The 25,938-nt window shown below is 70.0% G+C and carries 24 protein-coding genes; 19 read left to right on the forward strand and 5 right to left on the reverse strand.

What is annotated here, in order from left to right; genetic code table 11:
• Positions 1-15 precede the first annotated feature (15 nt).
• The gene (gene lspA, locus CHB84_RS03465; protein ID WP_245818526.1) at positions 16-573 is read left to right on the forward strand and encodes a signal peptidase II; all 558 of its coding nucleotides are present in this window, start codon (positions 16-18) and stop codon (positions 571-573) included.
• A complete protein-coding gene (locus CHB84_RS03470) occupies positions 570-1,505 on the forward strand; it encodes an RluA family pseudouridine synthase (RefSeq protein WP_176439762.1) in 936 nt (311 codons plus the stop codon). Before lspA ends, CHB84_RS03470 begins: the two co-directional genes overlap by 4 nt.
• A gap of 3 nt (positions 1,506-1,508) precedes the next feature.
• On the opposite strand, the gene CHB84_RS03475 is transcribed toward CHB84_RS03470, so the two are convergent.
• Positions 1,509-1,985 (reverse strand): hypothetical protein, encoded by a 477-nt coding sequence (locus tag CHB84_RS03475; RefSeq protein WP_089300003.1) that lies wholly within the window; start codon positions 1,983-1,985, stop codon positions 1,509-1,511.
• Here CHB84_RS03475 and CHB84_RS03480 point away from each other — a divergent pair.
• Both CHB84_RS03480 and CHB84_RS03485 read left to right on the forward strand, forming a co-directional pair.
• A complete protein-coding gene (locus CHB84_RS03480; protein WP_089300004.1) occupies positions 1,984-3,651 on the forward strand; it encodes a DUF885 domain-containing protein in 1,668 nt (555 codons plus the stop codon). The genes CHB84_RS03475 and CHB84_RS03480 overlap by 2 nt on opposite strands.
• On the forward strand, positions 3,648-5,336 hold the full coding sequence (locus CHB84_RS03485; RefSeq protein WP_089300005.1) for a DUF885 domain-containing protein: 1,689 nt from the start codon (positions 3,648-3,650) through the stop codon (positions 5,334-5,336). Before CHB84_RS03480 ends, CHB84_RS03485 begins: the two co-directional genes overlap by 4 nt.
• A gap of 39 nt (positions 5,337-5,375) precedes the next feature.
• Here the strand turns inward: CHB84_RS03485 and CHB84_RS03490 are convergent, their stop codons facing one another.
• Positions 5,376-7,178 carry an AMP-dependent synthetase/ligase gene (locus CHB84_RS03490; RefSeq protein ID WP_089300006.1) on the reverse strand — a complete coding sequence of 601 codons (1,803 nt, stop codon included), beginning with the start codon at positions 7,176-7,178 and terminating at the stop codon, positions 5,376-5,378.
• Between the two features lie 183 nt (positions 7,179-7,361).
• Between CHB84_RS03490 and CHB84_RS03495 the strand changes: the two genes are divergently transcribed.
• From CHB84_RS03495 to CHB84_RS03525, 7 genes are all read left to right on the forward strand, one after another.
• Positions 7,362-7,793 (forward strand): polyketide cyclase / dehydrase and lipid transport, encoded by a 432-nt coding sequence (locus tag CHB84_RS03495; protein ID WP_089300007.1) that lies wholly within the window; start codon positions 7,362-7,364, stop codon positions 7,791-7,793.
• 88 nt (positions 7,794-7,881) lie between these two features.
• Positions 7,882-8,670, forward strand: coding sequence for a metallophosphoesterase family protein (locus tag CHB84_RS03500; RefSeq protein ID WP_089300111.1), 789 nt, complete (start codon positions 7,882-7,884; stop codon positions 8,668-8,670).
• 146 nt (positions 8,671-8,816) lie between these two features.
• Positions 8,817-9,263, forward strand: a complete 447-nt coding sequence (locus CHB84_RS03505; RefSeq protein WP_089300008.1) for an SRPBCC family protein — start codon at positions 8,817-8,819, stop codon at positions 9,261-9,263.
• 1 nt (position 9,264) lies between these two features.
• Positions 9,265-10,428, forward strand: coding sequence for an ArsA family ATPase (locus CHB84_RS03510; RefSeq protein ID WP_089300112.1), 1,164 nt, complete (start codon positions 9,265-9,267; stop codon positions 10,426-10,428).
• Entirely contained in the window at positions 10,428-10,928 is a 501-nt protein-coding gene (locus tag CHB84_RS03515; protein WP_176439763.1) for a hypothetical protein, read from the forward strand. Before CHB84_RS03510 ends, CHB84_RS03515 begins: the two co-directional genes overlap by 1 nt.
• Before the next feature lies 1 nt (position 10,929).
• Positions 10,930-11,922 (forward strand): ROK family protein, encoded by a 993-nt coding sequence (locus CHB84_RS03520; RefSeq protein WP_089300009.1) that lies wholly within the window; start codon positions 10,930-10,932, stop codon positions 11,920-11,922.
• Positions 11,903-12,778: an NUDIX domain-containing protein gene (locus tag CHB84_RS03525; protein WP_089300010.1), complete on the forward strand. Its 876-nt coding sequence runs from the start codon at positions 11,903-11,905 to the stop codon at positions 12,776-12,778. Before CHB84_RS03520 ends, CHB84_RS03525 begins: the two co-directional genes overlap by 20 nt.
• Here CHB84_RS03525 and CHB84_RS03530 read toward each other — a convergent pair.
• Both CHB84_RS03530 and CHB84_RS03535 read right to left on the reverse strand, forming a co-directional pair.
• Positions 12,775-13,413 carry a hypothetical protein gene (locus CHB84_RS03530; RefSeq protein WP_089300011.1) on the reverse strand — a complete coding sequence of 213 codons (639 nt, stop codon included), beginning with the start codon at positions 13,411-13,413 and terminating at the stop codon, positions 12,775-12,777. The genes CHB84_RS03525 and CHB84_RS03530 overlap by 4 nt on opposite strands.
• On the reverse strand, positions 13,410-14,180 hold the full coding sequence (locus CHB84_RS03535; RefSeq protein WP_089300012.1) for an alpha/beta hydrolase: 771 nt from the start codon (positions 14,178-14,180) through the stop codon (positions 13,410-13,412). The genes CHB84_RS03530 and CHB84_RS03535 overlap by 4 nt, the downstream gene beginning before the upstream one ends.
• Before the next feature lie 246 nt (positions 14,181-14,426).
• Here CHB84_RS03535 and CHB84_RS03540 point away from each other — a divergent pair, with 246 nt between their 5' ends.
• Positions 14,427-15,182 (forward strand): lysophospholipid acyltransferase family protein, encoded by a 756-nt coding sequence (locus tag CHB84_RS03540; RefSeq protein WP_089300013.1) that lies wholly within the window; start codon positions 14,427-14,429, stop codon positions 15,180-15,182.
• A gap of 59 nt (positions 15,183-15,241) precedes the next feature.
• The gene (locus CHB84_RS03545; protein ID WP_089300014.1) at positions 15,242-15,748 is read left to right on the forward strand and encodes a polyadenylate-specific 3'-exoribonuclease AS; all 507 of its coding nucleotides are present in this window, start codon (positions 15,242-15,244) and stop codon (positions 15,746-15,748) included.
• 90 nt (positions 15,749-15,838) lie between these two features.
• Here the strand turns inward: CHB84_RS03545 and CHB84_RS03550 are convergent, their stop codons facing one another.
• A complete protein-coding gene (locus CHB84_RS03550) occupies positions 15,839-16,984 on the reverse strand; it encodes a 3-deoxy-7-phosphoheptulonate synthase (protein ID WP_089300015.1) in 1,146 nt (381 codons plus the stop codon).
• Between the two features lie 456 nt (positions 16,985-17,440).
• Between CHB84_RS03550 and CHB84_RS03555 the strand changes: the two genes are divergently transcribed.
• From CHB84_RS03555 to CHB84_RS03580, 6 genes are all read left to right on the forward strand, one after another.
• Positions 17,441-18,466 carry a 6-phosphofructokinase gene (locus CHB84_RS03555; protein ID WP_089300016.1) on the forward strand — a complete coding sequence of 342 codons (1,026 nt, stop codon included), beginning with the start codon at positions 17,441-17,443 and terminating at the stop codon, positions 18,464-18,466.
• A 100-nt stretch (positions 18,467-18,566) separates the two neighbouring features.
• Positions 18,567-19,991 (forward strand): pyruvate kinase, encoded by a 1,425-nt coding sequence (pyk, locus tag CHB84_RS03560; protein ID WP_089300113.1) that lies wholly within the window; start codon positions 18,567-18,569, stop codon positions 19,989-19,991.
• Positions 19,988-20,869, forward strand: coding sequence for an acyl-CoA thioesterase II (gene tesB, locus CHB84_RS03565; protein WP_089300017.1), 882 nt, complete (start codon positions 19,988-19,990; stop codon positions 20,867-20,869). The genes pyk and tesB overlap by 4 nt, the downstream gene beginning before the upstream one ends.
• Before the next feature lie 374 nt (positions 20,870-21,243).
• Complete coding sequence (locus CHB84_RS03570; RefSeq protein WP_089300018.1) at positions 21,244-22,098, forward strand: helix-turn-helix domain-containing protein; 855 nt, start codon at positions 21,244-21,246, stop codon at positions 22,096-22,098.
• A gap of 185 nt (positions 22,099-22,283) precedes the next feature.
• Positions 22,284-22,478, forward strand: a complete 195-nt coding sequence (locus CHB84_RS03575) for a DUF397 domain-containing protein (RefSeq protein WP_089300019.1) — start codon at positions 22,284-22,286, stop codon at positions 22,476-22,478.
• A gap of 260 nt (positions 22,479-22,738) precedes the next feature.
• On the forward strand, positions 22,739-25,918 hold the full coding sequence (locus CHB84_RS03580) for a helix-turn-helix transcriptional regulator (RefSeq protein ID WP_089300020.1): 3,180 nt from the start codon (positions 22,739-22,741) through the stop codon (positions 25,916-25,918).
• The last annotated feature ends 20 nt before the right edge of the window (positions 25,919-25,938 follow it).

Here is a 25,938-nt window from a genome sequence, read left to right on the forward strand (position 1 = left end):
CGGGACAATGGCCGGGTGACTACTGAGCAGTTGCCGCCCCGGCGTATCGGCATCGTGACGGCCGTGACGGTCCTGGTGTTCGCGCTGGATGTGCTGACGAAGGTCCTCGTCGTGGCGACGCTGGAGGGACGCGAGCCGGTCCGGGTGCTGGGCGGTGCCGTGTACCTCCAGCTGATTCGTAACCCTGGCGCGGCGTTCTCCCTGGCCAGCGGGCTGACCTGGCTACTGGCACTGATCGCGATCGGCGTGGTGGTCGCGATCATCTGGATCGCCCGCAAGCTACGTTCGAAGGCGTGGGCGGTCGGTCTGGGCCTGGTGCTGGCGGGCGCCCTCGGTAACCTGGTCGACCGCATCTTCCGGGAGCCTGCCGTGCTGCGGGGGCACGTGGTGGACTTCGTGTCGGTGTTCGCTCCGGACGGCCGGATCTGGCCGGTTTTCAACGTCGCGGACTCGGCGATCGTCGTCGGTGCGGTGCTGATCGTGATCCTGACGTTGCTCGGCAGGGACTACGACAGCGCAGGCCCCCCGGCCGATCGCCTGCCGGACGATGCCACGAGGGAGGGTCGTGAATGAGCGAGCGGATGCTGCCCGTCCCGGACGGCCTCGACGGGATGCGCGTCGACGCGGGGCTGGCGAAGCTGCTCGGTATGTCGCGTACCGCGGTGGCGGAGCTCGCAGCGGACGGCAAGGTACTTCTCGACGGTGAGCGGGTCGGTAAGTCGGACCGCATGGTGGCGGCCAGCGTGCTCGAGGTGACGCTGCCGGAGGCGGACCGGCAGGCCGCCGTCACCGGGGTGGAGGAGGTTCCCGTCCCCGGGCTGCGTGTGCTGCACTCCGACGATCACATCGCCGTCGTCGACAAGCCGGTCGGGGTGGCTGCCCATCCCAGCCCTGGTTGGGATGGGCCGACCGTGATCGGCGGGCTCGCGGCCGCCGGTGTCCGTGTATCCACCTCGGGGGCGGAGGAGCGCAGGGGTGTGGTGCATCGCCTGGATGTCGGTACCACCGGTGTGATGGTCGTAGCCAAGAGCGAGCACGCCTACAGCGTGCTCAAGCGCGCGTTCAAGGAACGCACCGTCGACAAGGGGTATCACGCCCTCGTGCAGGGGCATCCCGATCCGAGCAAGGGGACGATCGATGCGCCGATCGACCGGCATCCCAAGCACGACTACAAGTTCGCGGTGGTATCAGGCGGCAGGCCGAGCGTGACGCACTACGAGGTGATCGAGGCGTTCCGGTCGGCATCGCTTGTGCAGATCAAGCTGGAGTCGGGACGCACCCACCAGATCAGGGTGCATTTCGCGGCACTGAAGCACCCGTGCGTCGGGGACCTTACCTACGGAGCCGACCCGGCCCTGGCCAAGTCGCTCGATGTCCCGAGGCAGTGGCTGCACGCCCGGTCGCTGGGGTTCGCGCACCCCGAGGACGGCCGATGGGTCGAGTTCACATCGGACTATCCGGAAGACCTGGCGAACGCGGTGGAGATCCTGCGGGCCCAGAACTGACGGTCACTCGTCGACGGTCCAGGTCACGGTGCGTTCGTCGGGCTCAGGCCGGGTACTCCAGCGCACCGAGGCCAACCGGGCGGACCCGGGCAGTACGTAGACGGTGTGCCCGCCGACGGTCTGCCCGGGTCCCACCCCGATCCGACGGGGTGGACGGGACGTCAACGAGACCGGGGCCTTCGCCACCGCCGTGCCCTCGGCGGTGACCAGTTCCAGGAAGTCGTCCGGCAGGTACCCGAAGGCGGTGGTACCGGTGTTGGTGACCTCTGTGTGTACGACACCGGCACGCTCACCCGGGGCGAGCTGGTCACCGCCCGCCCCGAACAGGAAGTCTGCAGGGTCCTGGACCTCCAGCAGCCGGATCGACAGCTGTTCGGCCTCCAGCCCTCCGGTGCGCCGGGCAGTCCGTGGGGTCCGCCAGCTAAGCTCGGGCAGGCGAGGTTGCCGTACGGGATGTGCCGGACAGGGAGGGCGCCGCATGACCGAAGTCGCACAGCTGGCCGACGAGCTGCTCGAGGTCCAGTTCGATGCCGATCCACTGTGGCCGGCCCTTCTCGGGGTGGACATGACGCGCCCCGGACTCGGCGATATGAGCGAGGAGGCCGAGCGGCGCACGGCCGATCGGATGCGCGATATCCTCGACCGCGCGTCGGCCCTCGAGCCCGCCGAGCTCGCCGCCGACGACCGCACCACCCGGGACGTGGTGATCGCGCACGCTCGGGCGGCGCTGGACGAGTTCGGCGTCGGGCTGGCCGAGCTGACCGTCACCGACCTGTTCGTCGCGCCCGCCGCGCAGCTGCTGTCGTTGCTGCCGATGCACAGCGTGGGCGACGAGACGGCGATGCGGGCCTACCTCGACAGGCTGGCCGCGGTGCCGGACCATTTCGAGCAGGCGCTCGACCGTCACCGCGCGGGTGTGCGAGCCGGAAGGACCCCGGTGAAACACCTGGTCGAGGCGGCGATAGCGCACCTCGACAGGTACCTTTCCGAGAGCGAGGCCGATCCGCTGCTGCAGCCGCAGGCGCCGGCGTCCCTGGCGGAGGAGTTCGACGCCGTGCGAGCGAGCCTGCTCACCGAGGTCGTGCGTCCCGCCTTCGCGACGTACCGGGACGGGCTCGCTCACGAGATCGCCCCGCACGCCCGTAGCTCGGACCGGCCGGGGCTGTGCTGGCTGCCAGGGGGTGAGGACGCCTACCGCACGCTCGCCAGGGTGCACACCACGACGACCAGGTCCCCTGCGGAGCTGCATGACACCGGGCGTGCGCTGATCGACGAGCTGGCGGGCGAGTACACCGAGGTCGGGGCGCGGGTCTTCGGCACACGCGCACTCGACGAGATCTTCGATCGACTGCGCACCGACCCGGAACTGCGCTGGTCGAGTGCCGACGAGCTGCTCGACGACGCGCGCGAGGCGATCGGCAGGGCCGAGCGCGAGGCGCCACGCTGGTTCGGCAGCATCCCGCCGCAGCCCTGGGTCGTCGACGAGATTCCAGCGGCCGCCGCGCCCGGCGCCCCCGCGGCGTACTACATGCAGCCTGCCACCGACGGGTCCCGTCCCGGCACGTACTTCGCCAACACCTACAAGGTCACCGAGCGCTTCAAGCACACATCGGAGGCGACGGCGTTCCACGAGGTCATCCCCGGGCACCATTTCCAGCTCAGCACCGCGCAGCTGCTCGAGCACCTGCCGCTGCTGCGCAAGCTCGGCGGGTTCACGGCCTATATCGAGGGGTGGGGCCTCTACACCGAACGGCTGGCGCGCGAGATGGATCTGTACTCCGATGACGTCGCGGTGCTCGGCATGCTGGCGAACGACTCGATGCGGGCAGGAAGGCTCGTGGTGGACACGGGATTGCACGCCAAGGGCTGGAGCAGGCAACAGGCCGTCGACTACCTGGCGGCGAACACCCCGATGCCGAAGGTCGAGGTGGAGTCCGAGGTGGATCGTTACATCGCCTACCCGGGGCAGGCGCTGTCCTATATGGTGGGGCGCTTGGAGATCCAGCGGGTTCGAGCCATGGCGGAGCGCTCGCTCGGCGCGGACTTCGACGTCCGCGAGTTCCACGACCACGTACTCGGGTGCGGCGCGGTCCCACTCGCCGTGCTGGAGCGTGTGATCGGCAGCTGGGCATCCGGAGAAGCATGAACGAGACGCAGGCGGTGACCTCTCAAATCGCCGCGCTCGCCGACGAGCTCGTCGCTGCCCGGTTCGAAGCCGATCCCGTCGAGGCATCCCTTCTGGGGCTGGAGGGGCCTCATCACAGGTTGGTCGACTACGACGAGACGGCACGGCAGCGCTGCAGGGACCAGATGTTCGCCGTGGCCCGAGCCGCCACAGCAGTGGATCCCGTGCGGCTGGAGCCGACGGATCGCATCACACGCGAGCTCGTCGTGCAGCAGGCCTGCGCGCTGGCGGCACATATCGAGGTACGGACCGAGGAGTTCTCGGTCAGTGACGGGCTGTCGGCCCCGGCGCTGTGGCCCCTGGTGGCCCTGCCGATGATCTCGCTGGGCAGTGCACGGATGGCGCACGGTTACCTGGACCGGCTCGCCGCGCTGCCCGGGTACCTTGCCACGATCACCGAACGGCAGCGGTCCGGTCTGGCACGCGGGTTGGCGCCGCCCGCGTTCCTGGTGCGTGCCGGTCTCGACTACATCGACCGGTACCTGTCGAACTACGACGCGGACCCGTTGCGGAACGTCCCGGCACAGGTCCCTGTGCCGGACTTCGCACGACACCGGGACGCGCTGGTGGACGACAAGGTTCGTCCGGCGTACGCGCGCTACCGGATGTTCCTGGCTACCGAGGTCGCACCGCGGGCGAGGCCGGACGCGCAGGCGGGGCTGTGGTGGCAACCAGGTGGGGAGCACCGGTACGCGGCGCTGACGAGCGTGCACACCACCACCGAACGCGGCGCCGACGAGCTGCACGAGACGGGTATGGCGGTCCTCGGGGAGCTGGCGGGGGAGTACGCCGAGATCGGTGCGGCCGCGTTCGGGACGAGCGATGTCCCGGAGATCTTCCAGCGCCTGCGCCATGACCGCGCGCTTCGCTGGTCGAGCGGTGCCGAGCTGCTGGATGCCGCTCGTGCCGCGATCCGCAGGGCCGAGGCGGTCGCGCCGGGCTGGTTCGATCGACTACCTGCCGACCCCGTCGAGGTCAGGCCCGTTCCGGACGCGGAGGCCGGTGGCGGGGCGGCCGCGTACTACACCCCACCGTCGCTCGACGGGACGCGGCCGGGCACCTACTTCGCCAACACCTCCGAGCCGGGGTCGCGGTGCAGGCACCTCGCAGAGGCGATCGCGTTTCACGAGGTCATCCCGGGGCATCACTTCCAGACCACGACCGCGCTCGGGCTGGACCGGCTCCCGCTTATACGCAGGATCGCCGACGTGAACGCCTACGCCGAGGGGTGGGCGCTGTACGCCGAACGCCTCGCCGACGAGATGGGGCTGTACTCGGGACCGCTGAGCAGGTTGGGCATGCTCGCCCAGGACTCTCTGCGTGCCGCGCGGCTGGTGGTGGACACGGGCTTGCACGCGTACGGCTGGAGCCGGCAGCGGGCTGTCGACTTCCTCACCGAGTACACGCCGCTGACCCCCGCCGAGGTCGGCCCCGAGGTGGACCGCTACGCGGCGGTACCGGGCCAGGCACTGTCGTACATGGTGGGCAGGCAGGAGATACGCCGGCTGCGCGCGGAAGCGGAGCGCAGGCTGGGGCCCGCGTTCGACATCAGGCGATTCCACGAAGCCGTGCTCGACTGCGGGCCGGTCCCGCTGTCCTTGCTGTCTACTGTGGTGGGTGACTGGATCGCTGAGCGGGAGCGTTGAGTGGTGATCACCGCTACCGGTGACCACCACCGACACGCCCTACCCGTAGAGGCGCTCGACGGCATCCGCGTAGTGCGCGGCCACCACGTCCCGCTTGAGCTTCAGGCTCGGCGTGATCTCGCCCGCGGCCTCGGTGAAATCCTCGGGCAGCACGGTGAATTTCCGGATGGCCTCAGCCTGGGACACGTGCCCGTTCGCCTCGTCGACCGCGCGTTGCACGGTGGCGCGCAGGTCCGGGTCGTCGGCCAGCTCGGCGACGGTCGCCTCGGGCCGCTTGCCGTTCCGCTCCTTCCATGTGCCGAAGAACTCCTCGTCGACGGTGACGAGCGCTGCTACGTACGGCCGCTGGTCACCGACCACCATGGCCTGGCTGACCAGTGGTGTCGCCTTGACGGTGTCCTCGAGCCGCGCGGGTGCGACGTTCTTGCCGCCCGCGGTGACGATGATCTCCTTCTTGCGGCCGGTGATCTTCAGGAATCCCTCGTCGTCGAGCTCGCCGAGGTCTCCGGTGTGGAACCATCCGGCCTCGAGTGCCTGGGACGTGGCCTCCTCGTTCTTCCAGTACCCGGAGAACACGACGTCGCCCGCGAGCAGTACCTCCCCGTCGTCGGCGATCCGTACCGACGTCCCGGCCACCGGCTTGCCGACCGTGCCTATCTTGATGTCCCGCTCGGTGTTGACGCACGCGGCCGCCGAGGTCTCGGTCAGGCCGTAACCCTCGTAGACGGTGATGCCGGCTCCGCGGAAGAAGTGCGCCAGCCTGCCGCCGAGCGGTGCGCCACCCGAGACCGCACCGATGCAGCGGCCGCCGAGAGCATCGCGCAGCTTGCCGTACACGAGTTTGTCGAACAGCGCGTGCTTGACCCGCAGCGGCAGTGGCACCGAGCCCGCGTCGAGCGCCTCGCTGTAGGCGATCGCGGTGCGCTCCGCGGCATCGAAGATCTTGCCCTTACCCGCCGAGTGGGCCTTGAGCTTCGAGCTGTTGTAGACCTTCTCGAACACGCGGGGTACGGCCACGACGCTGCTCGGCCGGAACGCGGCGAGATCGTCGAGCAGGGTCGTCGGGTCGGGCGTGTGCCCCAGGGTCACGCGGCCGTGCACGGCCATCAGGCTGATGGCGCGGGCGAACACGTGTGCCAGCGGCAGGAACACCAGCAGCGAGTTCCCCTCCCGCAGTACCTGCGGCATCGCACGTAGACACGCCCTGACCTCGGCCAGCAGGTTGCGATGGGTGAGCGCGACGCCCTTCGGCCTTCCCGTCGTTCCCGAGGTGTAGACCAGTGTGGCCGTGTCGTCGGCGCGGACCGCCTCGCGGCGCGCGTGCAGTTCGGAGTCGGCCATGTCGCCACCGAGGTCGCTGAGCGCCTCGACGGCCGGCTTGCCTTCGGCGGGCGCTTCGATCTGCCAGACGTGTTCGAGCTCGGCCAGTTCCCCGCGAACCTCGGCGAGGCGCAGGCGATGCTCGTCGGTTTCCACGATGACCGCCTTGGCGCCCGCGTCGGACAGTATCCAGTGGATCTGGTCGGAGGCCGACGTCTCGTAGATGGGGACCGTGGCACCACCGGCTGCCCAGATCGCGAAGTCGAGCAGGGTCCACTCGTACCGGGTCCTGGCGAGCAGACCCACGCGGTCACCCGGGGAGATCCCCGCGGCCATCAGCCCCTTGGCCACCGCAAGCACCTCTGCGGTGAACTCCTTGGCGGTGACATCGAGCCACGTGCCGTCGACGAGCCGCCGGAAACTGATGTTGTCCCCGAACCGCTCGGCGTTGGCCCAGATGACGTCGGTCAGGTTCTCGTCATCGGCAACCTCGGGTGGCGATGGGGCGGTGTACTCACGCAACTGTGACCTCCGTCTCGGCCAGAACCGGTGAGGGCCTGATCGGGGCGCCTCAAGTTACTGGCGAGTCACTCTACCGCCGGCGGTTCGTCGAACGGTGGGTCCCTCACCCCGCGCGTGACTGCCTGCGCAGCGGTGAACGGGCCGTACGCCCACGCGAGGTGTGGGGCGTGAGATTCTGCACCCGTGAGTGAGACCGACGCCACGCTCGTTCCCGACGGACCCGCGATCGACGTCGTCGACGAGACGTTCATCGCGGTACCACAAGCCACCGTGGCTGCCGCCTTCGGCGATCCGCGTTCGTGGGCGAGGTACTGGCCGGACCTGGTGCTCGTGGTCTATACCGACCGCGGGGACGAAGGGCTGCGCTGGACCGTGCGCGGGGCGCTGGTCGGGACCATGGAGGTCTGGCTGGAGCCCGTGCTCGACGGGACGATCCTGCACTACTTCCTGCGTGCCACCCCGGTCGACCCGGCCGGCCGCGCGCTCCGCCTCGGCCCGCGTGACCACGCCCGCGAGTACGATCGCCGGGCGCGGGCCGCGAAGGCTGTCGCGTTGGAACTGAAGAACCTGCTCGAGGACGGCAGGAAGCCGGGTGTCCCCCCGCGACACGCGTAGGGCGTGCGCAGGCGAAACCGTGCCGCGGGCGCACCCCGTCCCGCTCTCGACGGGGGGTCCCGGCGGAAACGTTCTAGAGTGGGACGTGATGCGGGTTCACGTGGTCTCCGATGTGCACGGCAACGCCGAGGCGTTGGCCAGGGCGGGCGATGGTGCCGATGCGCTTGTCGTACTGGGTGATCTGATCGACTTCGTCGACTACACCGACTACAGCGGAGGCATCCTCGGCAGGTTGTTCGGCGCGGACAACGTCGCCACGTTCGCCACGCTGCGCAGCCGTGGTGACAAGGAGGCGCTGGCCTCGTTCGCGCAGTCGCTGTGGAACAGCGTGGACGAGCCCCGTACCGCCGTCGACGACGCCATTCGCGAGCAGTACGCCGAGCTGTTCGGCGCCGTCACGGCACCGACGTACGCCACACCGGGCAACGTCGACGCGCCGGAGCTGTGGAAGGAGCTCGCAGGCGACCTCGTGGAGACGCTGGACGGGGACGTCGTCAAGATCGGCGGGTTGCGGTTCGGGTTCATCGGTGGCGCGTTGCGGCCGCCGGGGGCATGGCCGCGGCGGGACGCCGCGTGGCGGCCGTACCTGCGCACCGACGAGGAGTTCGACGCGGCCGTCGCGGGCCTGGGAGAGGTGGACGTGCTGTGCAGCCACGTACCGCCGGACATCGCCGACCTGACCTATGACGTGGTGGCGCGCCGGGAGGAGCGCGGCTCGGCCGGGCTGCTCGACCACATCCGTCGTCACTGCCCGCGCTGGTCACTGTTCGGCCACGTGCACCAGCCGCTGGCCCACCGCTACCGCCTCGGTAAGACCGAATGCCGCAATGTCGGGTACTTCAAGTACAGCGCACAGCCCTACGTGCTGCGCTGGTGAGCCCCGTCGACCGGAGTGCGTGGAGACACCTCCCTGTGGGTGTCGCTGACCGGGAACGCCGCGCGAGGACGTGTCGGCACCGGCCCGGCACGATCTGCCGTGGGCGAGGCGCGCACCCGAAGGTATCCCGGCTACCCTGTTGACCCATGGCCGAGGAGTCCACTCAGTCGATCGTCGTCGACGCACCGCCGGAGCGGATCATGGCTGTCATCGCCGACCTCGAGGCCTACCCGGAATGGGCCAAGGCCGTCCAGCAGACGGAGATCCTGGAGACCGGCGACGACGGCAAACCCCAACAGGTCCGGTTCACACTCGATGCCGGGCCCGTCAAGGATGTCTACACGCTCAGCTACGACTGGGCCTGCGACGGCCTTTCGGTGAGCTGGCAGCTGGTCAAGGGGCAGATGCAGCGTTCCCAGAACGGCCAGTACGTGCTGCGGCCACTGGGGGGCGGGGAGCGGACCGAGGTGACCTACACGTTGTCGGTCGAGCTGATGCTGCCCATGATCGGCTTGCTCAGGCGCAAGGCGGAAAAGATGATCATGGATACCGCGTTGAAGGAGCTCAAGCGCCGGGTGGAGGGTGAACGCTGAGTTGAGGCTCCTGCTGTTCACCGGGAAAGGCGGGGTCGGTAAGACGACCCTGGCCGCGGCCACGGGGACGACCCTGGCCGAGCACGGCAGGCGCACTCTCGTGGTGTCCACCGACCCCGCTCACTCGCTGGCCGACTCGTTCGGAACCGAGCTCGGCCGTGAGCCGACAGGGGTGGGGCCACGGCTGTCGGCCGTCCAGCTCGACCCGCGGGGCCTGGTGGACACCGCGTGGCAGGAGCTGCGCGGCCAGCTGCGTAGCGCGCTTACCGGCGCAGGCGTGGAAGCACTCGACGCCGCGGAGCTGACGGTGCTGCCCGGGGTCGACGAGCTGCTCGCGCTCAGCGAGGTGCAGCGTCTCGCCGAGACCGGGTACTGGCACGTGGTCGTCGTCGACTGTGGCCCCACAGCGGAGACGCTGCGCCTGCTCGCGTTGCCGGAAGCGATCTCCGGCTACCTCCGCAGGCTCTACGGCTGGAATCGTGCCCCGCGGACGGCACGCGGGCTCGGGGACGCCGTGTCGTCGATACGCAGGCTGGGTGAGCATCTGGAGTCGTTGCGGGACCTGCTCACCGACAAGGACACGACCACGGTCCGCCTGGTGCTGACACCGGAACGCATGGTCGTGGCCGAGACACGTCGTACGCTGACCGCGCTGGCCTTGCGGGGTATCCGTGTCGACGGGCTGGTCGCGAACCGGTTGATGCCTGCGCCGGGCTTCTGGCGTGGCGGTGCGGCGAGCTGGTTGCGCAAGCGCAGGGACGAGCAGGATGCCGTGCTCGCCGAGATGCGGGACGCGGGGCTGACGGCGTTACGCTCGGTGGAGCACTGCGCGGTGGAACCGGTCGGTACGGCAGCGCTCACCGAGATCGCGCGCGAGCTCTACGACGGGGGCGACCCGCTCGCCGGGGACTCGCCGGGCGAGGCCGAGTTACTGCAGATTTCCGACGGTGGCGAGGGCGGGTATCGTCTGCGCGTAGCGTTGCCACTCGGCACGGATTCCGCGATCGAGCTCGCCAGGGTCGACGACGACCTGGCGATCACCGTCGACGGTAACCGCAGGTTGATCGCGTTACCGGAACTGTTGCGCTCATGCGAGGTCACGGGGGCCGAGTTCGACTCGGAGGGCCTCGTGGTGAGCCTCGCCCAGCCAGGGAGTGTGCACTGATGACCAGCCAGCACGAGCAGTCGTACGACCACGACGGGGTCGCAAGCCTCACCCAGGAGATCCGGTTGCTCGTCGAGATGGTCGCCGAGCATGCGTCCCCGTGGCTGGACAGCATCCTCGCGGCCGGGCACGGAACCGGCTTCGGCGCCGGAAGTCCTGGTGCGGGAGGTGACGAAGGGCCCTTCGGGGCAGGCGAGTCCGGATGGTGCCCACTGTGCGCGGTCATCGCGATTCTGCGCGGGGAACGCCCCGAGTTCGCGGCGCGGCTCGCCGAGCAGATGGCGCGGCTGGTCGCGCTGCTGCGTGCCGTGCTCGCCGACCGGTGGTCCCCGGAAAGCGGCGTGCACATGCCGGGTTTCGTCCCGCCGGACCCGCCGTCCGGTGCGTCCACGGCGGACGGTGATCTCCGCGGGCGGCGGCAGGAGGGGCAGGCGAGGGTCCAGCACATCCCGGTCCGCATGCGAGGCGCGGAGGCCTCCGACAACGTCGGGGAGCGGTAGTGTGCTGACGGTCGGTGTCGACGTCGGAGGAACGAGCGTGCAGGCAGGCGTGATCGACAAGGTCGGCGCCGTCATCGACACCGCGCGCGTGGCCACGCCCGGCGAGGAAGGTGCGCTCGAAGACGCGATCGCCGGTGTTGTCGACCAGCTGGGGCAGCGGCACCAGGTCCGCGCCGTCGGGCTCGCGGTCGCGGGGTTCATCGCAGCGGACCGTCGTACCGTGATGTACGCCCCGCACCTGGCGTGGCGGGACGCACCCGTGGTCGAGCGCGTGCGCAGCCGGACCGGGTTGCCGGTTGTGCTGGAGCACGACGCCAACGCCGCTGCCGTCGCCGAGCACAGGTACGGAACCGGGCGGGGTGCACGGGTGATGACGCTGATCGCTCTCGGCACCGGGATCGGCGGTGCCGTCGTGCTGGACGGCGAGATCTTCCGGGGTGCCCATGGCGTCGCGCCGGAGCTGGGCCACCTGCGGGTCGTCTCGCACGGACGCCCGTGCTCCTGCGGCAAGCAGGGCTGCTGGGAACGGTACTGCAGCGGAACGGGCCTTGCGACAACGGCGATCGAGCTACTCGCGCGTCACCCTGGCCGGTCCACGGTGCTGGCGCGCGAGGCGACAGGCGACCCGGGCTCCGTCACCGGCAGGCGCGTCGCCGCGGCCGCGCGGGACGGGGACCCCATCGCGCGGCAGGCCATGGCCGAGCTGGCGCGCTGGCTCGGCGACGGGCTCGCCCTTGTCGCCGATGTCTACGATCCCGACCTGATCGTGATCGCCGGCGGCGTGTCGGAGTCGGCGCCGCTGTTCCTCGACGACGCGCGTGACCACTACCGGACGGTGCTGACCGGAATGGGACACCGGCCCCTCGCGCGGATCCGCACGGCTCAGCTCGCCGACGAGGCCGGGATGGTCGGCGCGGGCGTGCTCGCCAGAGAAGGCTTGGCGGCCGCACGTCCGACTGTGCGAAGCTGGTCGGGTGTTTTTCGACGACGGTGACGGCTTCGTCAAGTGTTCGTGCGGCCGCCGTCACTGGGGGGTACACGGTGCGGCCGGCCTGCTGATCGTCGACCCCGCGCGCGGGGTGTTGCTGCAGCGCAGGGCATGGTGGTTGCATCACGGCCGCACGTGGGCCATCCCTGGCGGTGCGCTGCGCAGTACCGAGTCAGCCCTACAGGCCGCGATGCGCGAGGCCACCGAGGAGGCCGCTGTGCCGCGCGAGGCCGTGCGGTTCACCGCGAGCTCGATCGACGATCACGGGACGTGGAGCTACACGACCGTGCTCGCGGCGACGCGTACCCGGGTGAGCGAGCGCACGAGCAGTGCCGAAACCGCCGAGCTGAGCTGGATCGCGCCGGACGAGGTCGACGGCTACCGCCTGCACCGTGACTTCGCGGCGGCCTGGCCGGAGCTGCGCGCCCAGCTCCGGCGCAGTCTGGTGCTCGTCGTCGACGGTGACACGGTCGCCCGGGTGCCGGGTACCGCACCCGGACCGCGGGGCGCACCGCGACCGGAGCTCACGTGGCAGGAGCTGACCGGACTGGTACGGGACGGTATCGGCGCGCGGGACGTCGGTATCGGACCGGGCCCGCACTGGCGGTGGTGGCCACGAGTCGAGCTGGCCGTGCCTGGCGACGGCGCACCGACCGACCGTGCGGGGATCGAGGTGGTGCCCGCCGGACACGGCATCGGTGCTGCCGAGCACACCCTGCGCATGGCAGACCGCGCGGTGCGCTCGGGCGAGCACGTTGTGGTGGTCACGGCGGACGACAGGGTGCGTGCCGGGGCACACCGTGCAGGCGCACGCACGCTCGACCCGCGTGCGCTGCGCGCGCTGGCGCGCGCCACCGGCTAGACCTGCGCTCCGTTCTCCGGGTCCGATCCCGGCGGTGGACCGTCCTTGATGCGCATGAGCAGCAGGCCGAGACCGGCGGATATGGACAGGATGCCGAACGGCAAGCTCACCGCCGGAGACATCCCGATGACTCCGGGAGCGATCAGCATGAGCACGCCCGCGGCGAGGAACAACCAGGACACGACCGTGCCGTGCGTGGGCTTCTGGACCGGCGATGGCTCAGGGGGAACGAAGTGCTCGTCCTCGTCGAGCCCGGAGATGTCGTCGAGGTCGCCCTCGGCGAGCATGGTGGAGTCCCAGCCGGTCTCGCTGGCCCGCCAGTCACTGGCCGCCGTCGCGGTGGAGCCGGCACCCTCGGCGGGATCGCTGCCGGCGTCCTCGTCCGGCCCGCCTTGCTCGGCGTCGGCCGTGGGGTCGGCCGTGGGGTCGGCCGTGGGGTCGGCCGCGGAGTCGGGCTCGCTCGCATCCAGCTCATCCTCGGCGCGTCTGTCACCGCCGCGCTTGTCGCGCGAGCGCTTGCCGGGCTCGGCCTCGGCTCCGATGCCTTCCGCGCGAAGATCCGCGACGATCTCGCTGAATGCCGCGTCGAGGTCGTCCGGGCCGTCGGGACCGTTCGGGCTGCCTGTCTTACTCATGCTGTTGCTTCCACTCGGGACTGCTGTAGGCGCGAGATGAACGCGACGCTCTCCGTGAATATCAACGGTGCGTCGTGATCCAGGGTTGCGACGTGAAAGCTGTCGCGGAGCACGAAGTCGGTGATGTCGGTGCTACTCACCCGCTCAATGATGATCGCCGAGTTCGCGGGTTCCACAACGTGGTCAACGATCGAATGGAACAGGAGTATCGGCTGGCTGATCCGGGGAAGGTCGGCCAGCACGTGTTTCCAGAGCTGGGCGAGGCTGGCTGCCGCGCGCAGCGGTACTCGCGGGTAGGTGAACTCGCCTGCGCCTTCCTTGGCGATGTCCCCGCCGAGCCCGGCCACGGACGGCACGAACGGTGCCAGCAACGGAAGCAACGCCATCTTCCTGCGCAGGGTCGTCACGGCCGGGTTGACCAGGGCCAAGCCGGCTATGCGGTCGCCGAACTCCTGGCCGAGCCGCAGCGTCAGCGTGCCGCCCATGGACTGGCCGAAGATGTAGACCGATGCGCACTCCTCGAGCAGCCGTTCGGCCTCGTCCCGCACCCGGGCGTACCAGTCCTGCCACCTGGTCTTGTTCAGCTCCCGCCAGCTCGTACCGTGGCCGGGCAGGCGCGGGCACCGCACGGTGAGCCCGGTGCGTGCCAGGTACTCACCCCAGGGCCGCATGCTCGCGGGCGTCCCGGTGAAGCCGTGGCACAGCAGCACACCGACCTCACTCGAGCCGGGGTGCTCGAACGCCTCGGCGCCGGGCGTCACGGGCATCTGCTGCCCCTTTCCTGTACGCGCGCTCGCGGTGGGTGCTACCTGGCCGGTGGATGCCGACCGTCCCTACCATGGTGGCACGACTCGCCGGGCCGAGGCTCGTGAGCGGACATCCCGTACGGTACCGGTGCTGTCGGCGCCCGTGTGAGATCGGTCGCTTACCCGCCCGTGGTGGGCGCCTGCCGTTGTGCGGGCGGAGTCATCGTTCGTAGGCTGAGGACCGCGGTGCTGGAAGGTGGGTGCGCGGTGCTGTACTGGTTCTTGAAGTACGTGGTGCTGGGGCCGTTGTTGCGGCTGCTGTGGCCGACCAAGGTCACCGGGCGGGAGAACATTCCCCGGACCGGTGCCGCGATCCTGGCCAGCAACCATCTCGCCGTGGCCGACTCCTTCTTCCTGCCGTGCCACGTCCAGCGCCGGATCACGTTCCCGGCCAAGAGCGAGTACTTCGAGGGCCCCGGCATCAAGGGCAAGCTGCAGAAGTGGTTCTTCAGCGGGACCGGGCAGTTCCCGATCGACAGGGGCAGTGGCTCCGCAGCGCAGGCCGCCCTCGACACGTCCGTCCGCCTGCTCAGGGAGGGGCGCCTGCTCGGTATCTACCCGGAGGGCACCCGCTCGCCGGACGGCCGCCTCTACAAGGGCAAGAGCGGGCTGGCGAGGATCGCCCTCGACGCAGGCGTTCCCGTGATCCCGGTCGCGATGATCGGCACCGACCGCGTCAACCCGATCGGATCACGCATGTGGCGCCCGCGCCGCCTGGAGATCCGCATCGGCGAGCCGCTGGACTTCTCCAGGTACGCGGGCCTCGCGGGTGACCGTTTCGTGGAGCGTGCGATCACCGACGAGGTCATGTACGCGCTGATGGAGCTGTCCGGCCAGGAGTACGTCGACATGTACGCGGCTCGCGCCAAGGAGCTTGCCGCGGGTGAGGACGTGCGGGTGCCTGCCGCGCGGCGGGGAGGGGCCGCCGATGGTGACCGGGCGCCGCAGTCGAAGACCGGCTGAGCCGCTCGCGTGCCGAAGCCGTGGCACGCGGAGAAACCGGGGCCAGTAAGGTTTGCCGCGTGCGATTCTTCTATGACACCGAGTTCATCGAAGACGGCGTGACGATCGACCTGGTCTCGATCGGTGTCGTGTCCGAGTCGGGCAGGGAGTTCTACGCCGTCTCGACCGAGTTCGACCCGGACAAGGCCGGTCCGTGGGTCACCGACAATGTCCTGCCCAAGCTGCCACCACGCGGCGACGCGGCGTGGCGCAGTCGCGCGAGTATCCGCGCGGACCTGCTCGACTTCCTCGGCAGGCCGCGCGACGGCGTGCAGCTGTGGGCATGGTTCGCCGCCTACGACCACGTCGCCCTCGCGCAGCTCTGGGGTGCCATGCCTGCCCTTCCACGGCAGCTGCCGCGGTTCACCCGCGACCTCCGTCAGCGCTGGGAGGATCTCGGCAAGCCCAAGCTCCCGCCCGCGCCGGCCGACGCGCACGACGCGCTGGCCGACGCCAGGCACAACCTGCGGCGATGGCAGATCATGGAAGAGGAGCGACGGAGGAAAGGGCTCCCGGTAGCGGGGTAGGGCGGTCCTGTCGAACCCGCCGCGCGGGCTCACTGCGTCGCGAGGGGAGCGTCGCAGTGTCCGGAAGGTGGACCGGCAGGGACGTGCGTCCTAGCCCTCCGCCCGGCCGGAACCACGTTGCCCGCGCCTGGCGACCGCATCCGCCAGCCGGCTGATCAGGTCCTTGGTGGTCTGCCAGCTCATGCACGCGTCCGTGATGCTCTGGCCGTAGTGCAGCTGGTCCGCCCGGCCCAGTGTGAGGTCCTGGCGCCCCTCGTGGAGGAAGCTCTCCAGCATCACCCCGACGATGTCGCGGTCACCTCCGGCGATCCGGTCGGCGAGCTCGCCGGTGACCTCGGCCTGACGGTGATGGTCCTTGCCGCTGTTGCCGTGGCTGGCGTCGACGATGACCCGCTCGGGCAGGCCGGCCGTGCGCAGCTTGGCGACGGCCTCGGCCACGCTCGCCTCGTCGTGGTTCGGACCGGACGAGCTGCCCCGCAGGATCACGTGGCAGTCCGCGTTGCCCGAGGTCGTCAACAGCGCGGCGAGCCCGTCGTCGTTGATACCGGGGAAGACATGGCTCGCCGCGGCCGCGCGGGCGGCGTCCACCGCGACCTGGATGTCGCCCTCAGTGGAGTTCTTGATGCCGATCGGCATGGACAAGCCGCTGCAGAGCTGGCGGTGAACCTGGCTCGCCGCGGTACGGGCGCCGATCGATCCCCAGCTGACGGTGTCGGCGATGAACTGCGGCGTGATCGGGTCGAGGAACTCGCAGCCGACGGGAAGGCCGAGCGTCGAGATGTCCAGCAGGAGCTGCCGCGCGATGCGCAGCCCCCTGTTGACGGTGAAGCTGCCGTCCAGGTCGGGGTCGTTGATCAGGCCTTTCCACCCCAGGGTGGTGCGCGGCTTCTCGAAGTAGACCCGCATCACGACGTGTACATGCTCGCGCACCGACTCGGCGAGTGTCGCCAGGCGGCGCGCGTACTCCAGGCCGGCCTCGGGGTCGTGCATCGAGCACGGACCGACGACGACGAGAAGCCGGTCGTCGTGTCCGCCGAGGATGTCGACGGTCTCGGCACGTCCCTGATGGACCGTCTTCGCGGTCGGCGCGTCGATCGGGATCTCCTGGCGAAGCAGGGCGGGCGAGAGCAGCGGGCTCATGCCCGTTACGCGAGTGTTGTTGAGATCGCCGTCGACCGGCGCGGAGGGCGCCGCGGAGAGCTGTGTCGAATCCTGTGCGGTATCGGCAGACGACATCGCGGGGTCTTCCTTTCCGCAAGCCGCGCTCGCGGAAATCGCCGAGCCGGCTTGCCATTGACTGGATTTCCGGCTCGGACAGGGAATGATCAGCGCATGGTGGTAGCGCCGTGCCCGGTCCGGGCCGGCCCGATAAACCACCGATAGCGCTGCATGGCCGACACACTAACACCCTTACGCCGTGGCATTCACGACGCAGTGAGCCACGTGACCCCGCCGTGCGTGACCCTCGTGCGGGCCACGGCCGCTTCACCAGCGGTTTCGGGTGGCTTCGCGCAGGCCGCCATTTCCGGTCGAGGTGTACATCACGGCCGGAGGCCGGTCCCGCTAGGGTGGGGAAGGGGCGAGTGATCTGGCTCACCGGTCGGCTCGCTCCGGTACGGGGTAGGACAGCGTGTTTCGCCCCGGGTAAGCCCCGGCAGCGACACGTGGCGACGGTAGACAAGCGGAGGTTCGATGCGCGTCGGAGTACTCACGGGTGGCGGGGACTGCCCCGGCCTGAACGCGGTGATTCGAGCGATCGTCCGTAAGGGCACGGAGAAGCTCGGCTGGGAGGTGCTCGGGTTCCGGGACGGTTGGCAGGGGCCGCTGACCGGAAGGAGCATCCCGCTCGGACTGACCGATGTGGACCACATATTGAGTCGTGGCGGTACGATCCTCGGCTCCTCGCGCACCAACCCGTACAAGCAGGACGGCGGGGCCGGCGCGATCAAGAACGTTCTCGCCGAGCAGGGCGTCGAGGCGCTGATCGCGATCGGTGGCGAGGACACGCTCGGAGTGGCCAGGCAGCTGTCCGAGGAAGGTATCAGGGTCGTCGGTGTGCCCAAGACGATCGACAACGATCTCGCGGCCACCGACTACACCTTCGGGTTCGACACCGCGGTACACATCGCGACCGAGTCGATCGATCGGCTGCGCACCACGGCCGAGTCCCACCACAGGGCGCTCGTCGTCGAGGTCATGGGTAGGCACGCGGGGTGGATCGCGCTGCACTCCGGGCTGGCCGGGGGCGCCAACGTGATCCTGGTCCCCGAGCGCCCGTTCGCGGTCGACAAGGTGGTCGAGTGGGTGCAGAGCCGGTTCGAGCGGATGTACGCGCCGATCATCGTCGTTGCCGAGGGCGCCGTTCCGGAGGACGGTGAGCAGGCCCTGCACTCGGGAGAGACCGACGCGTTCGGGCACGTCCGCCTCGGTGGTGTGGGGACCTGGCTCGCCGACGTGCTCGGGGAACGAACCGGTAAGGAGTCACGCGCGGTCGTGCTCGGGCACACCCAGCGTGGTGGCACCCCGACCGCCTACGACCGGGTGCTGGCGACGCGTTTCGGCCTGCACGCCGTCGACGCCGTCGCGGAGGGCGACTTCGGCACGATGGTTGCGTTGCGCGGAACCGAGATCCGTCGTGCCGGCCTGGACGAGGCGACAGCCGAGCTCAAGACCGTGCCGCCGGACCGCTACGCCGAGGCGGAGGTGTTCTTCGGTTGACGGTTCCTGAGATACGTACGGTTCCGTGATCGGCCGTTCTCCCGGGGTTCGGGTGACCGGCTCTGGATCGGTCCAGGCGTCGAAGCTAAGGTGTGTGAACGTGACTCGACGCGCGAAGATCGTTTGCACGATCGGCCCCGCCACCGCTACGAGGGAGAAGGTGCGGAGCCTGATCGACGCCGGAATGAACGTGGCGCGGCTGAACTTCAGCCACGGCGCCCACCGTGACCACAAGCAAGCCTATGACCTGATCCGGGATGTGGCCGCCGAGACGGGCGAGCCGATCGGGATCCTCGCCGACCTGCAGGGGCCGAAGATCCGGCTGGGGACCTTCGGCCAGGGCCCCGTCGAATGGCACGCCGGGGACACCGTGCGTATCACGGTCGAGGAGGTCGAGGGTACTCCGGAGCGAGTGTCGACGACCTATGCCGGCCTGGCCGACGATGCCAAGCCGGGCGATCGCCTACTTGTCGACGACGGCAGGATCGGTCTGACCGTCACCGCAGTCGAGGGCGACGACGTGGTGTGCGAGGTCACCGAGGGCGGTCAGCCGAGTGACAACAAGGGCGTGTCCCTGCCCAGCATGGATGTGTCGGTGCCCGCGCTGCCCGAAAAGGACATCGCCGACCTCGAGTTCGCCCTCGAACTCGGTGTCGACTTCGTCGCGATGTCGTTCGTGCGCTCGCCTGCTGATATCGACCTCGCCCACCAGGTGATGGACAGGGTCGGCACGAGGCGTGTACCGGTGATCGCCAAGCTGGAGAAACCGGAGGCGGTCGCCAACCTGGAAGCCATCGTCCTGGCATTCGACGGCGTCATGGTCGCCCGCGGCGACCTCGGCGTTGAGCTGGCACTCGAGCAGGTCCCTCTGGTGCAGAAGCGAGCGATCCAGATGGCGCGGGAGAACGCCAAACCGGTGATCGTGGCGACCCAGATGCTCGACTCGATGATGGACAGCTTCCAGCCGACACGAGCGGAGGCCTCGGACGTGGCCAACGCGGTGCTGGACGGTACCGACGCGGTCATGCTCTCGGGGGAGACGAGTATCGGCCGGTACCCCATCGAGACGGTCGAGACGATGAGCCGGATCGTCACGGCGGTGGAGGCCGAGTCGACCGTTGTGCCTCCGCTGAGCCACGTGCCCCGGACCAAGCGCGGAGTGCTGTCCTACGCGGCACGGGACATCGGCGAGCGGCTGAACGCCAAGGCGCTGGTGGCCTTCACGCAGTCCGGCGATACGGTCCGGCGGCTCGCCCGGCTGCACACCAAGTTGCCGTTACTGGCCTTCACACCACTGGAAAGCGTGCGGTCCCAGCTCGCGCTCACCTGGGGCACCTCGGCCCAGATCGTGGATCCGGTTGCCTCGACGGACGCCATGGTGCGACAGGTCGATCAGGCCATGCTGGCGAACCCGCGATACCAGCCCGGTGACCTCGTGGTGGTCGTGGCGGGGTCGCCGCCGGGAACTGTCGGGTCGACCAACCTGATCCGGGTGCACCGGCTCGGGGAAGAGGACCACGCATGAGCGGTGCCCGCGGTGCGGAGGGTGCCGATGACCAGACGGTGGTCGACCAGCTGGTGAGCCTGCTCGACCTGGAGAAGATCGAAGAGAACATCTACAGGGGCGTCTCCCCCGAGCACTCGCCGGTGCGGGTGTTCGGGGGGCAGGTGGCCGGCCAGGCACTCGTCGCCGCGGGCCGTACCGTACCGGCCGAACGAGGCGTGCACTCGCTGCACGCCTACTTCATCAGGGGTGGGGACCCGAGCGTGCCGATCCTGTACGAGGTGGACCGCATCCGCGACGGGCGTTCGTTCACCACACGCAGGGTTGTCGCCATCCAGCACGGCAAGGCCATCTTCGCGCTGTCGGCGTCGTTCCATCTGGCCGAGGAGGGCATCGAGCACGCTGTGGAGATGCCGGATGTCGATCCGCCCGAGTCACTGCCGACGCTGCCGGAGCGGCTCAGCGGTGTCGAGGACAGGCTCGGGATCCACGCAAGGCGGCGCCCGATCGACCTGCGCTACGTCAACGACCCACCGTGGGTCACCCGCGAGAACGGCGGCCGGGAAGGCCGCAACCAGGTGTGGATGCGTGCGGACGGCCGCCTGCCCGATGACGGGTTGTTGCACGTGTGCGTGCTGACCTATGCCTCCGATATGACCCTGCTCGACTCGGCGCTGGCCAGGCACGGCGTGTACTGGGAGATGGACAAGGTGCTCGGCGCCAGCCTCGATCACGCCCTGTGGTTCCACCGGCCGTTCCGTGCCGACGAGTGGCTGCTCTACGACACCGAGTCACCGTCGGCCTCCGGTGCGCGTGGCCTGGCCACCGGCCGGTTCTTCGACGGCGACGGCAGGCTGATCGCGACTGTGGTGCAGGAAGGCCTGTTGCGCGTGCTGTGAGGAACCCGGCCCGGCCGGTATCGCGGCCGACCGGCGCGGGTGAGGAATGACCGGTACTGCGCCCGACCGGCGCGGGAATGAAGTGGAGTCCGGGGCCGGTCGGGGGATTTGCGACCCCGGACTCCAGTGCACCCCGTTCCGGCGACGAAGGGGGACCTGGGGAGGGTCGCCGCCGGTCATCGAGGACGTACGCGTGAATCACGCCCTCCGTAGGGTGCGGATGCGAGTGTACACACGCGGAGTGCAACTTGCACCAGGTGCCCCGGCGCGTCGGGTGGATCGTGACTCGGCGGCTCCGCCCGGCTGGTTAGATGGTCCGGTGGAGACTGTTACGGGGGGTCGCGAAACCCCAGGAGGGATGCGGAGGTGCCGTTATGGCACGAGGTCACGGGCCCGAGGTGCGCCGTCGCAGGCTGGCGAGTGAGCTGCGCAGGCTTCGTGAGGCAGCCGAGCTGACGATCGGTGAGGTGAGTGACCGCCTGCGGTGCTCGACGTCGAAGGTCAGCCGCATCGAGACCGGGCACGTCGGCGTGCGGCCGCAGGATGTGCGGGCCATGTTGACGCTCTACGGCGTCGGCCAGCGCGAGTCGGACGAGCTGGTGCAGCTGGCACACGAGGCCCGCACGCGGGGCTGGTGGCACTCCTACAGCGAGGTGTTCACCGGTTCGTTCGTCGGGCTCGAGGCGGACGCGAGCTCGTTACGGGCATTCCAGGCGTTGCTGGTACCCGGGTTGTTGCAGACCCGGCGATACGCACACGCCGTGATCAGGGCCATGCGACCGCACGCACCGGATGCCGAGATCAAGCGCCGGGTGTCGGCACGTATGCGGCGGCAACGCCTGCTGGCCGAGGAGTCACCCCCGTCGTACGAGGCCGTGATGGACGAGGCCGTACTGCACAGGGTCGTTGGCGGGCGTGACGTGATGACCGAGCAGCTGCTCCGGCTGCGCGAAGCCGCGGCGCTGCCGCACGTGACGCTCCGCGTCGTGCCGTTCGACGCGGGAGCCCACTCGGGGATGGAAGGGCCGTTCCTCATCCTGGGCTTTCCCGAGCGGGCCGACCCCGACGTGGTGTACGTGGACAGCACGACGGGTGGTGTCTGCCTCGAGGAACCGGGTGAGGTGGAGCGGTACTCGGTGATGTTCGACCACCTCCGGTACCACGCTCTCGGTCACGAGGACTCCACGCGGGTGCTCGACAAGCTCTCCGGAGCCGCGCGCAGCCGTTGACCGGGATCGCACGAGGCATGCTGCGACGGGTCGACAGCGGACAGTGACGACCATTGAGTCGGGCGGGCGCGTGTGCGAGAGTCCGCGCAGCGAGGTCACTCGTGACATGACGGGCCGCCGACCGTCCGCGCGGGCGCGGTGGCACGGCAGGGGATATGAGGAGCCCGAACGAGGAGCGGGGAGTGATGATCGACAGTGCGCGTTGGCGTAGGAGCCGGCACAGCGGTGGTGGGAACGACTGCGTGGAGGTCGCCCACGACGGCGGCGCGACCTTGATACGCGACTCGAAACTCCCTCGCGAGGGTGTTCTGGTCGTCCCGGAGTCGGGTTGGTACGGTCTGCTCGCCGCGCTGAAGTGGGACCCGGCCGTGGGCTCCTGACTCGGCAGGCGGACGCGAGCGGGAGCTGTGACCGGGCCGCGTGGCGCCGTGGTGAGCCGGGCGGCGCGCGATCCCTTACCCGGTTTGCGGGTGAGGCGAGCTCGCTGAGGTGCTCGGGTAAGGGGATCTACCACCCCGCTCGGGTCCGACGGTAGGTGATTCCCCGATGCCGGGGACCCGCCCTCAGGACGATTCTTGCGTTGCAGGTCGAACGCAGTGATCGTCGAACGGCCGTCGAGCGGCCGTAGGGAGGCGGGGTCATGGAGCAGCGCACGCTGGTCGACGCCTGGAGCGCCGAGATCGCCTACCGCCACGAGCGGCTCGCGGCGGATGCTGAGGCGGTGCGCAGGACGCGACAGGCTCGCGCACGGGCGAAGGCCGATCGTGCCGAGCGGCGTCGCAGGCCCGGACGAGCAGACCCGGACGGGGGCGCGTCCGGAGCCGACGACCGTCCCGGCCGGAAGTGGGGGGCAGGCCGGGAACGGACGCCGGTCGCGCGATCCGGCGCGTGTGGCGTCCTGCTGCCCGGCGAGGCCGGCATGGGCAAGTCGCGGTTGGTCGCCGAGCTGGGTCGGCGCGCGACCGAGTACGGCGCGCTGGTCCTGACCGGTCGTTGTGTCGACATGTCCGAAGGTTCCCTGCCGTACCTGCCGTTCTCCGACGCGCTCGCGCCGCTGGCGATTCCGAAGGGTGGCGAGCTGCGCGGGGTGTTGCGGTCCCGGCCCGCGCTCGGGCGGCTGTTCCCGCAGCTCGTCCAGCCGACCCCGGCCGCAGCGGACTCCTCCCCGTTCACCGTCGAGCACGAGACGATGCGCCGTCCCAACGCCGAGCAGGACATCGGCCAGCTGCAGCTGTTCGACGCCGTCGTGCACGCGTTGACGGAGCTCGCCGATGAGCGCCTCGTCGTGCTCGTCGTCGAGGACCTGCACTGGGCCGACAGCTCGACGCGCGATCTGCTCGCCTTCCTGTGTGCCCGCCTGCGGTCGCAGCGCCTGTTGTTGCTGGCGACGTACCGGCATGACGACGTGCACCGCAGGCATCCGCTGCGCCCGCTACTCGCCGAGCTCAGCAGGGCGGGGCGGGTGGACCGGATGGAGTTGTCCGCGCTGTCCGCGGACGATGCCCACGCGTTCGTCACGGCGATATCGGACGGGCAGCTCGGGGACACCGCGGGGAACATCGTGCGGCGAGCGGAGGGTAACGCGTTCTTCCTCGAGGAGCTTGTCGCCTCCGGAGCGGAGAGCGAGCACGAGGTGCCTGCCGGCCTCGCGGAGGTGCTGCTCGCACGGGTGGAACGGCTTCCTGCCGTCGCACGGCAGCTCATCCGGGTCATATCGGTGGCTCACGGTGGAGTGGCGCACGGGGCGCTGAGCGAAGTCGCCGGGCTCGATGAGCTCGAGCTGGAGGGTGCCCTGCGCGAAGCGGTACAGCACGGCGTGCTCGTCGTGGACAACGGCTACTACGCGTTCCGCCACGCGTTGCTGCGTGAGGCCGTCTACGCGGACCTGCTTCCCGGCGAGCGCACCCGGATGCACGCCGCCTACGCGCGCAGGCTGGTCGGGATGCGACGCAGTGGCGTGGCCGCGCAGCTGGCGTATCACAGCTTCGAGAGCAATGACCTGCCCACGGCGCTGGAGGCGTCCCTGCGCGCGGCGCAGGAGGCCGAAGCGCTCGGCGCGCCCGGCTCAGCACTGCGGCACATCGAGCGGGCGTTACGGGTGTGGGACGCTGTGCCGCCGGAGCGGCGCCCGGACGACGTGAACGAGCTCGAGCTCACCAGGAAGGCCTCGCGTGTCGCGGGAGTCGCGGGCGAGCCGGACCGCTCGATCTCGTACGCGCGTGCCGCGGTGGCCCAGCTCGCCGAGCCGAGTACCCTGCAGGTCAGCGGGGAAGAGGCGGCCAAGATCCACCTGCGTCTCGGGCGGGCGCTGCTCGGCATGACGGCCTCGCTCGACGAGGCGGCATCGGTGATCGACCGTGCCTGGGACCTCGTCGCCGATGCCGAGCCGAGCCATACCCGGACCTGGGTGCTCGCGGTACGCGCACGGATACTCCGTGGCCGGGGCAAGTTCGAGGAGTCGCTGGCCAGCGCGCAGCGCGCGCTCGCGGAAGCGCGCGCCTACGACCTCGGTGGCGCCGAGGCGGACTCGTTGATCACGATAGGCAGGCTCGCCGAACACAGGGGCGACTCCACGGCGGCCCGCGAGTACCTCCGTACGGCGCAACACAAGGCGGCCGAGTCACACGCCGTCGGTACGGAAATGATGGCGCGTTACTATCTCGGCCTCGGATACGAGGAACGCGGCGAGCTCGACGAGGCGGTCGCCGCGTTCGACGACGCGGTCGCGCGGGGTGCCTCGATCGGGGCCGGGCTGACCACCTACGGCGTGGAGTCCCGGGTGCGGCAGCTGCACCTGCGTTACGTGCGGGGCCAGTGGAGCGGTATCGACGCCGCCGAGCCCAACCGGAACGCGTTGTCGAGCATCACGGCGGCGTCACTGGCAGGACCGATCGCCCACGTGCTCGCCGGGCAGGGCCGTTTCGAGGACGCGCTGCGGCTGGTGGACGAGATGCGCCCGCACGTGCGGGTCGAGCTGCTGATCGCCATCGCGGCTGCTGCGGTCGGCACGGACGTTGCCTGCTGGAAGGGGGAGCACTCCGTCGCGGTGCGTCGCGCAGAGGAAGGCATCGCGTGGTTCGACGAGCACGTCCCCGAGCTGCTCGCCTGCGTGCGGGTGGCGGCGCTCGGCATCGCCGCGGCGGCCTCCCATGCGGGCGGGCACCGCCTGCGCCTCGACCGTGCAGGCGAGGACGACGTGGTCGGTGCCGGGGAGCGGTTGCTCGGGCGCACCAGGAGCGTGCTCGATACGCGGTCCGGTGAGGTGGATCCGGCGCCAGGGACGGCGATACGGCCGGTCGGTCCGGAAGCCTTGGCCTGGCAGGTACGGGCCGAAGCCGAGGCGACCAGGTTGCGGGGCAGCTCGGACCCCGAGCTGTGGGCGAAGGCGGTGGAGGCCTTCGGCTACGGGGCTGTGTACGACCAGGCGGTGTGCCGGTGGCGCTGCGCCGAGGCGTTGCTCGACGCGCACGACACAGGTCCGGCCGCCGAGCATCTGGCGGAAGCACATGCCGTCGCCGAGCGGATCGGCGCCGTCCCGCTGCGTGACGCGGTCCGCGCGACGGCGGCGCGCGGGCGGGTGACGCTGGCGGGGCAGCAGGCCCCCCGGGCGGCGAGTACCGGTCCGCTCACCGAACGGGAGAGGGCTGTGCTCGAGCTGGTAGCCCTCGGCCGGACGAACCGGCAGGTGGGTGCGGAGCTCTACATCAGCGAGAAGACCGTCAGCGTGCACCTGTCCCGCGCGATGGCCAAGCTCGGCGCAGGCAGGCGGGCCGAGGCCGTAGCTATCGCCTACGACCGCGGCCTGCTGAATGCTGAATGACGCTTTCAGTCCATGACATG

Source organism: Haloechinothrix alba, from assembly GCF_900188115.1.
In the GTDB taxonomy this organism is placed as follows: Bacteria; Actinomycetota; Actinomycetes; order Mycobacteriales; family Pseudonocardiaceae; genus Haloechinothrix; species Haloechinothrix alba.

Coding starts and splice junctions, on each gene's coding strand:
- CHB84_RS03485 (WP_089300005.1), top strand. CDS start 3,648: ATGAACGAGACGCAGGCGGTGACCTCTCAAATCGCCGCGCTCGCCGAC.
- CHB84_RS03475 (WP_089300003.1), bottom strand. CDS start 1,985: ATGCGGCGCCCTCCCTGTCCGGCACATCCCGTACGGCAACCTCGCCTG.
- CHB84_RS03570 (WP_089300018.1), top strand. CDS start 21,244: ATGGCACGAGGTCACGGGCCCGAGGTGCGCCGTCGCAGGCTGGCGAGT.
- CHB84_RS03530 (WP_089300011.1), bottom strand. CDS start 13,413: ATGAGTAAGACAGGCAGCCCGAACGGTCCCGACGGCCCGGACGACCTC.
- CHB84_RS03575 (WP_089300019.1), top strand. CDS start 22,284: ATGATCGACAGTGCGCGTTGGCGTAGGAGCCGGCACAGCGGTGGTGGG.
- CHB84_RS03505 (WP_089300008.1), top strand. CDS start 8,817: ATGGCCGAGGAGTCCACTCAGTCGATCGTCGTCGACGCACCGCCGGAG.
- CHB84_RS03555 (WP_089300016.1), top strand. CDS start 17,441: ATGCGCGTCGGAGTACTCACGGGTGGCGGGGACTGCCCCGGCCTGAAC.
- tesB (WP_089300017.1), top strand. CDS start 19,988: ATGAGCGGTGCCCGCGGTGCGGAGGGTGCCGATGACCAGACGGTGGTC.
- CHB84_RS03500 (WP_089300111.1), top strand. CDS start 7,882: ATGCGGGTTCACGTGGTCTCCGATGTGCACGGCAACGCCGAGGCGTTG.
- CHB84_RS03580 (WP_089300020.1), top strand. CDS start 22,739: ATGGAGCAGCGCACGCTGGTCGACGCCTGGAGCGCCGAGATCGCCTAC.
- CHB84_RS03535 (WP_089300012.1), bottom strand. CDS start 14,180: ATGCCCGTGACGCCCGGCGCCGAGGCGTTCGAGCACCCCGGCTCGAGT.
- CHB84_RS03550 (WP_089300015.1), bottom strand. CDS start 16,984: ATGTCGTCTGCCGATACCGCACAGGATTCGACACAGCTCTCCGCGGCG.
- CHB84_RS03470 (WP_176439762.1), top strand. CDS start 570: ATGAGCGAGCGGATGCTGCCCGTCCCGGACGGCCTCGACGGGATGCGC.
- CHB84_RS03480 (WP_089300004.1), top strand. CDS start 1,984: ATGACCGAAGTCGCACAGCTGGCCGACGAGCTGCTCGAGGTCCAGTTC.
- CHB84_RS03515 (WP_176439763.1), top strand. CDS start 10,428: ATGACCAGCCAGCACGAGCAGTCGTACGACCACGACGGGGTCGCAAGC.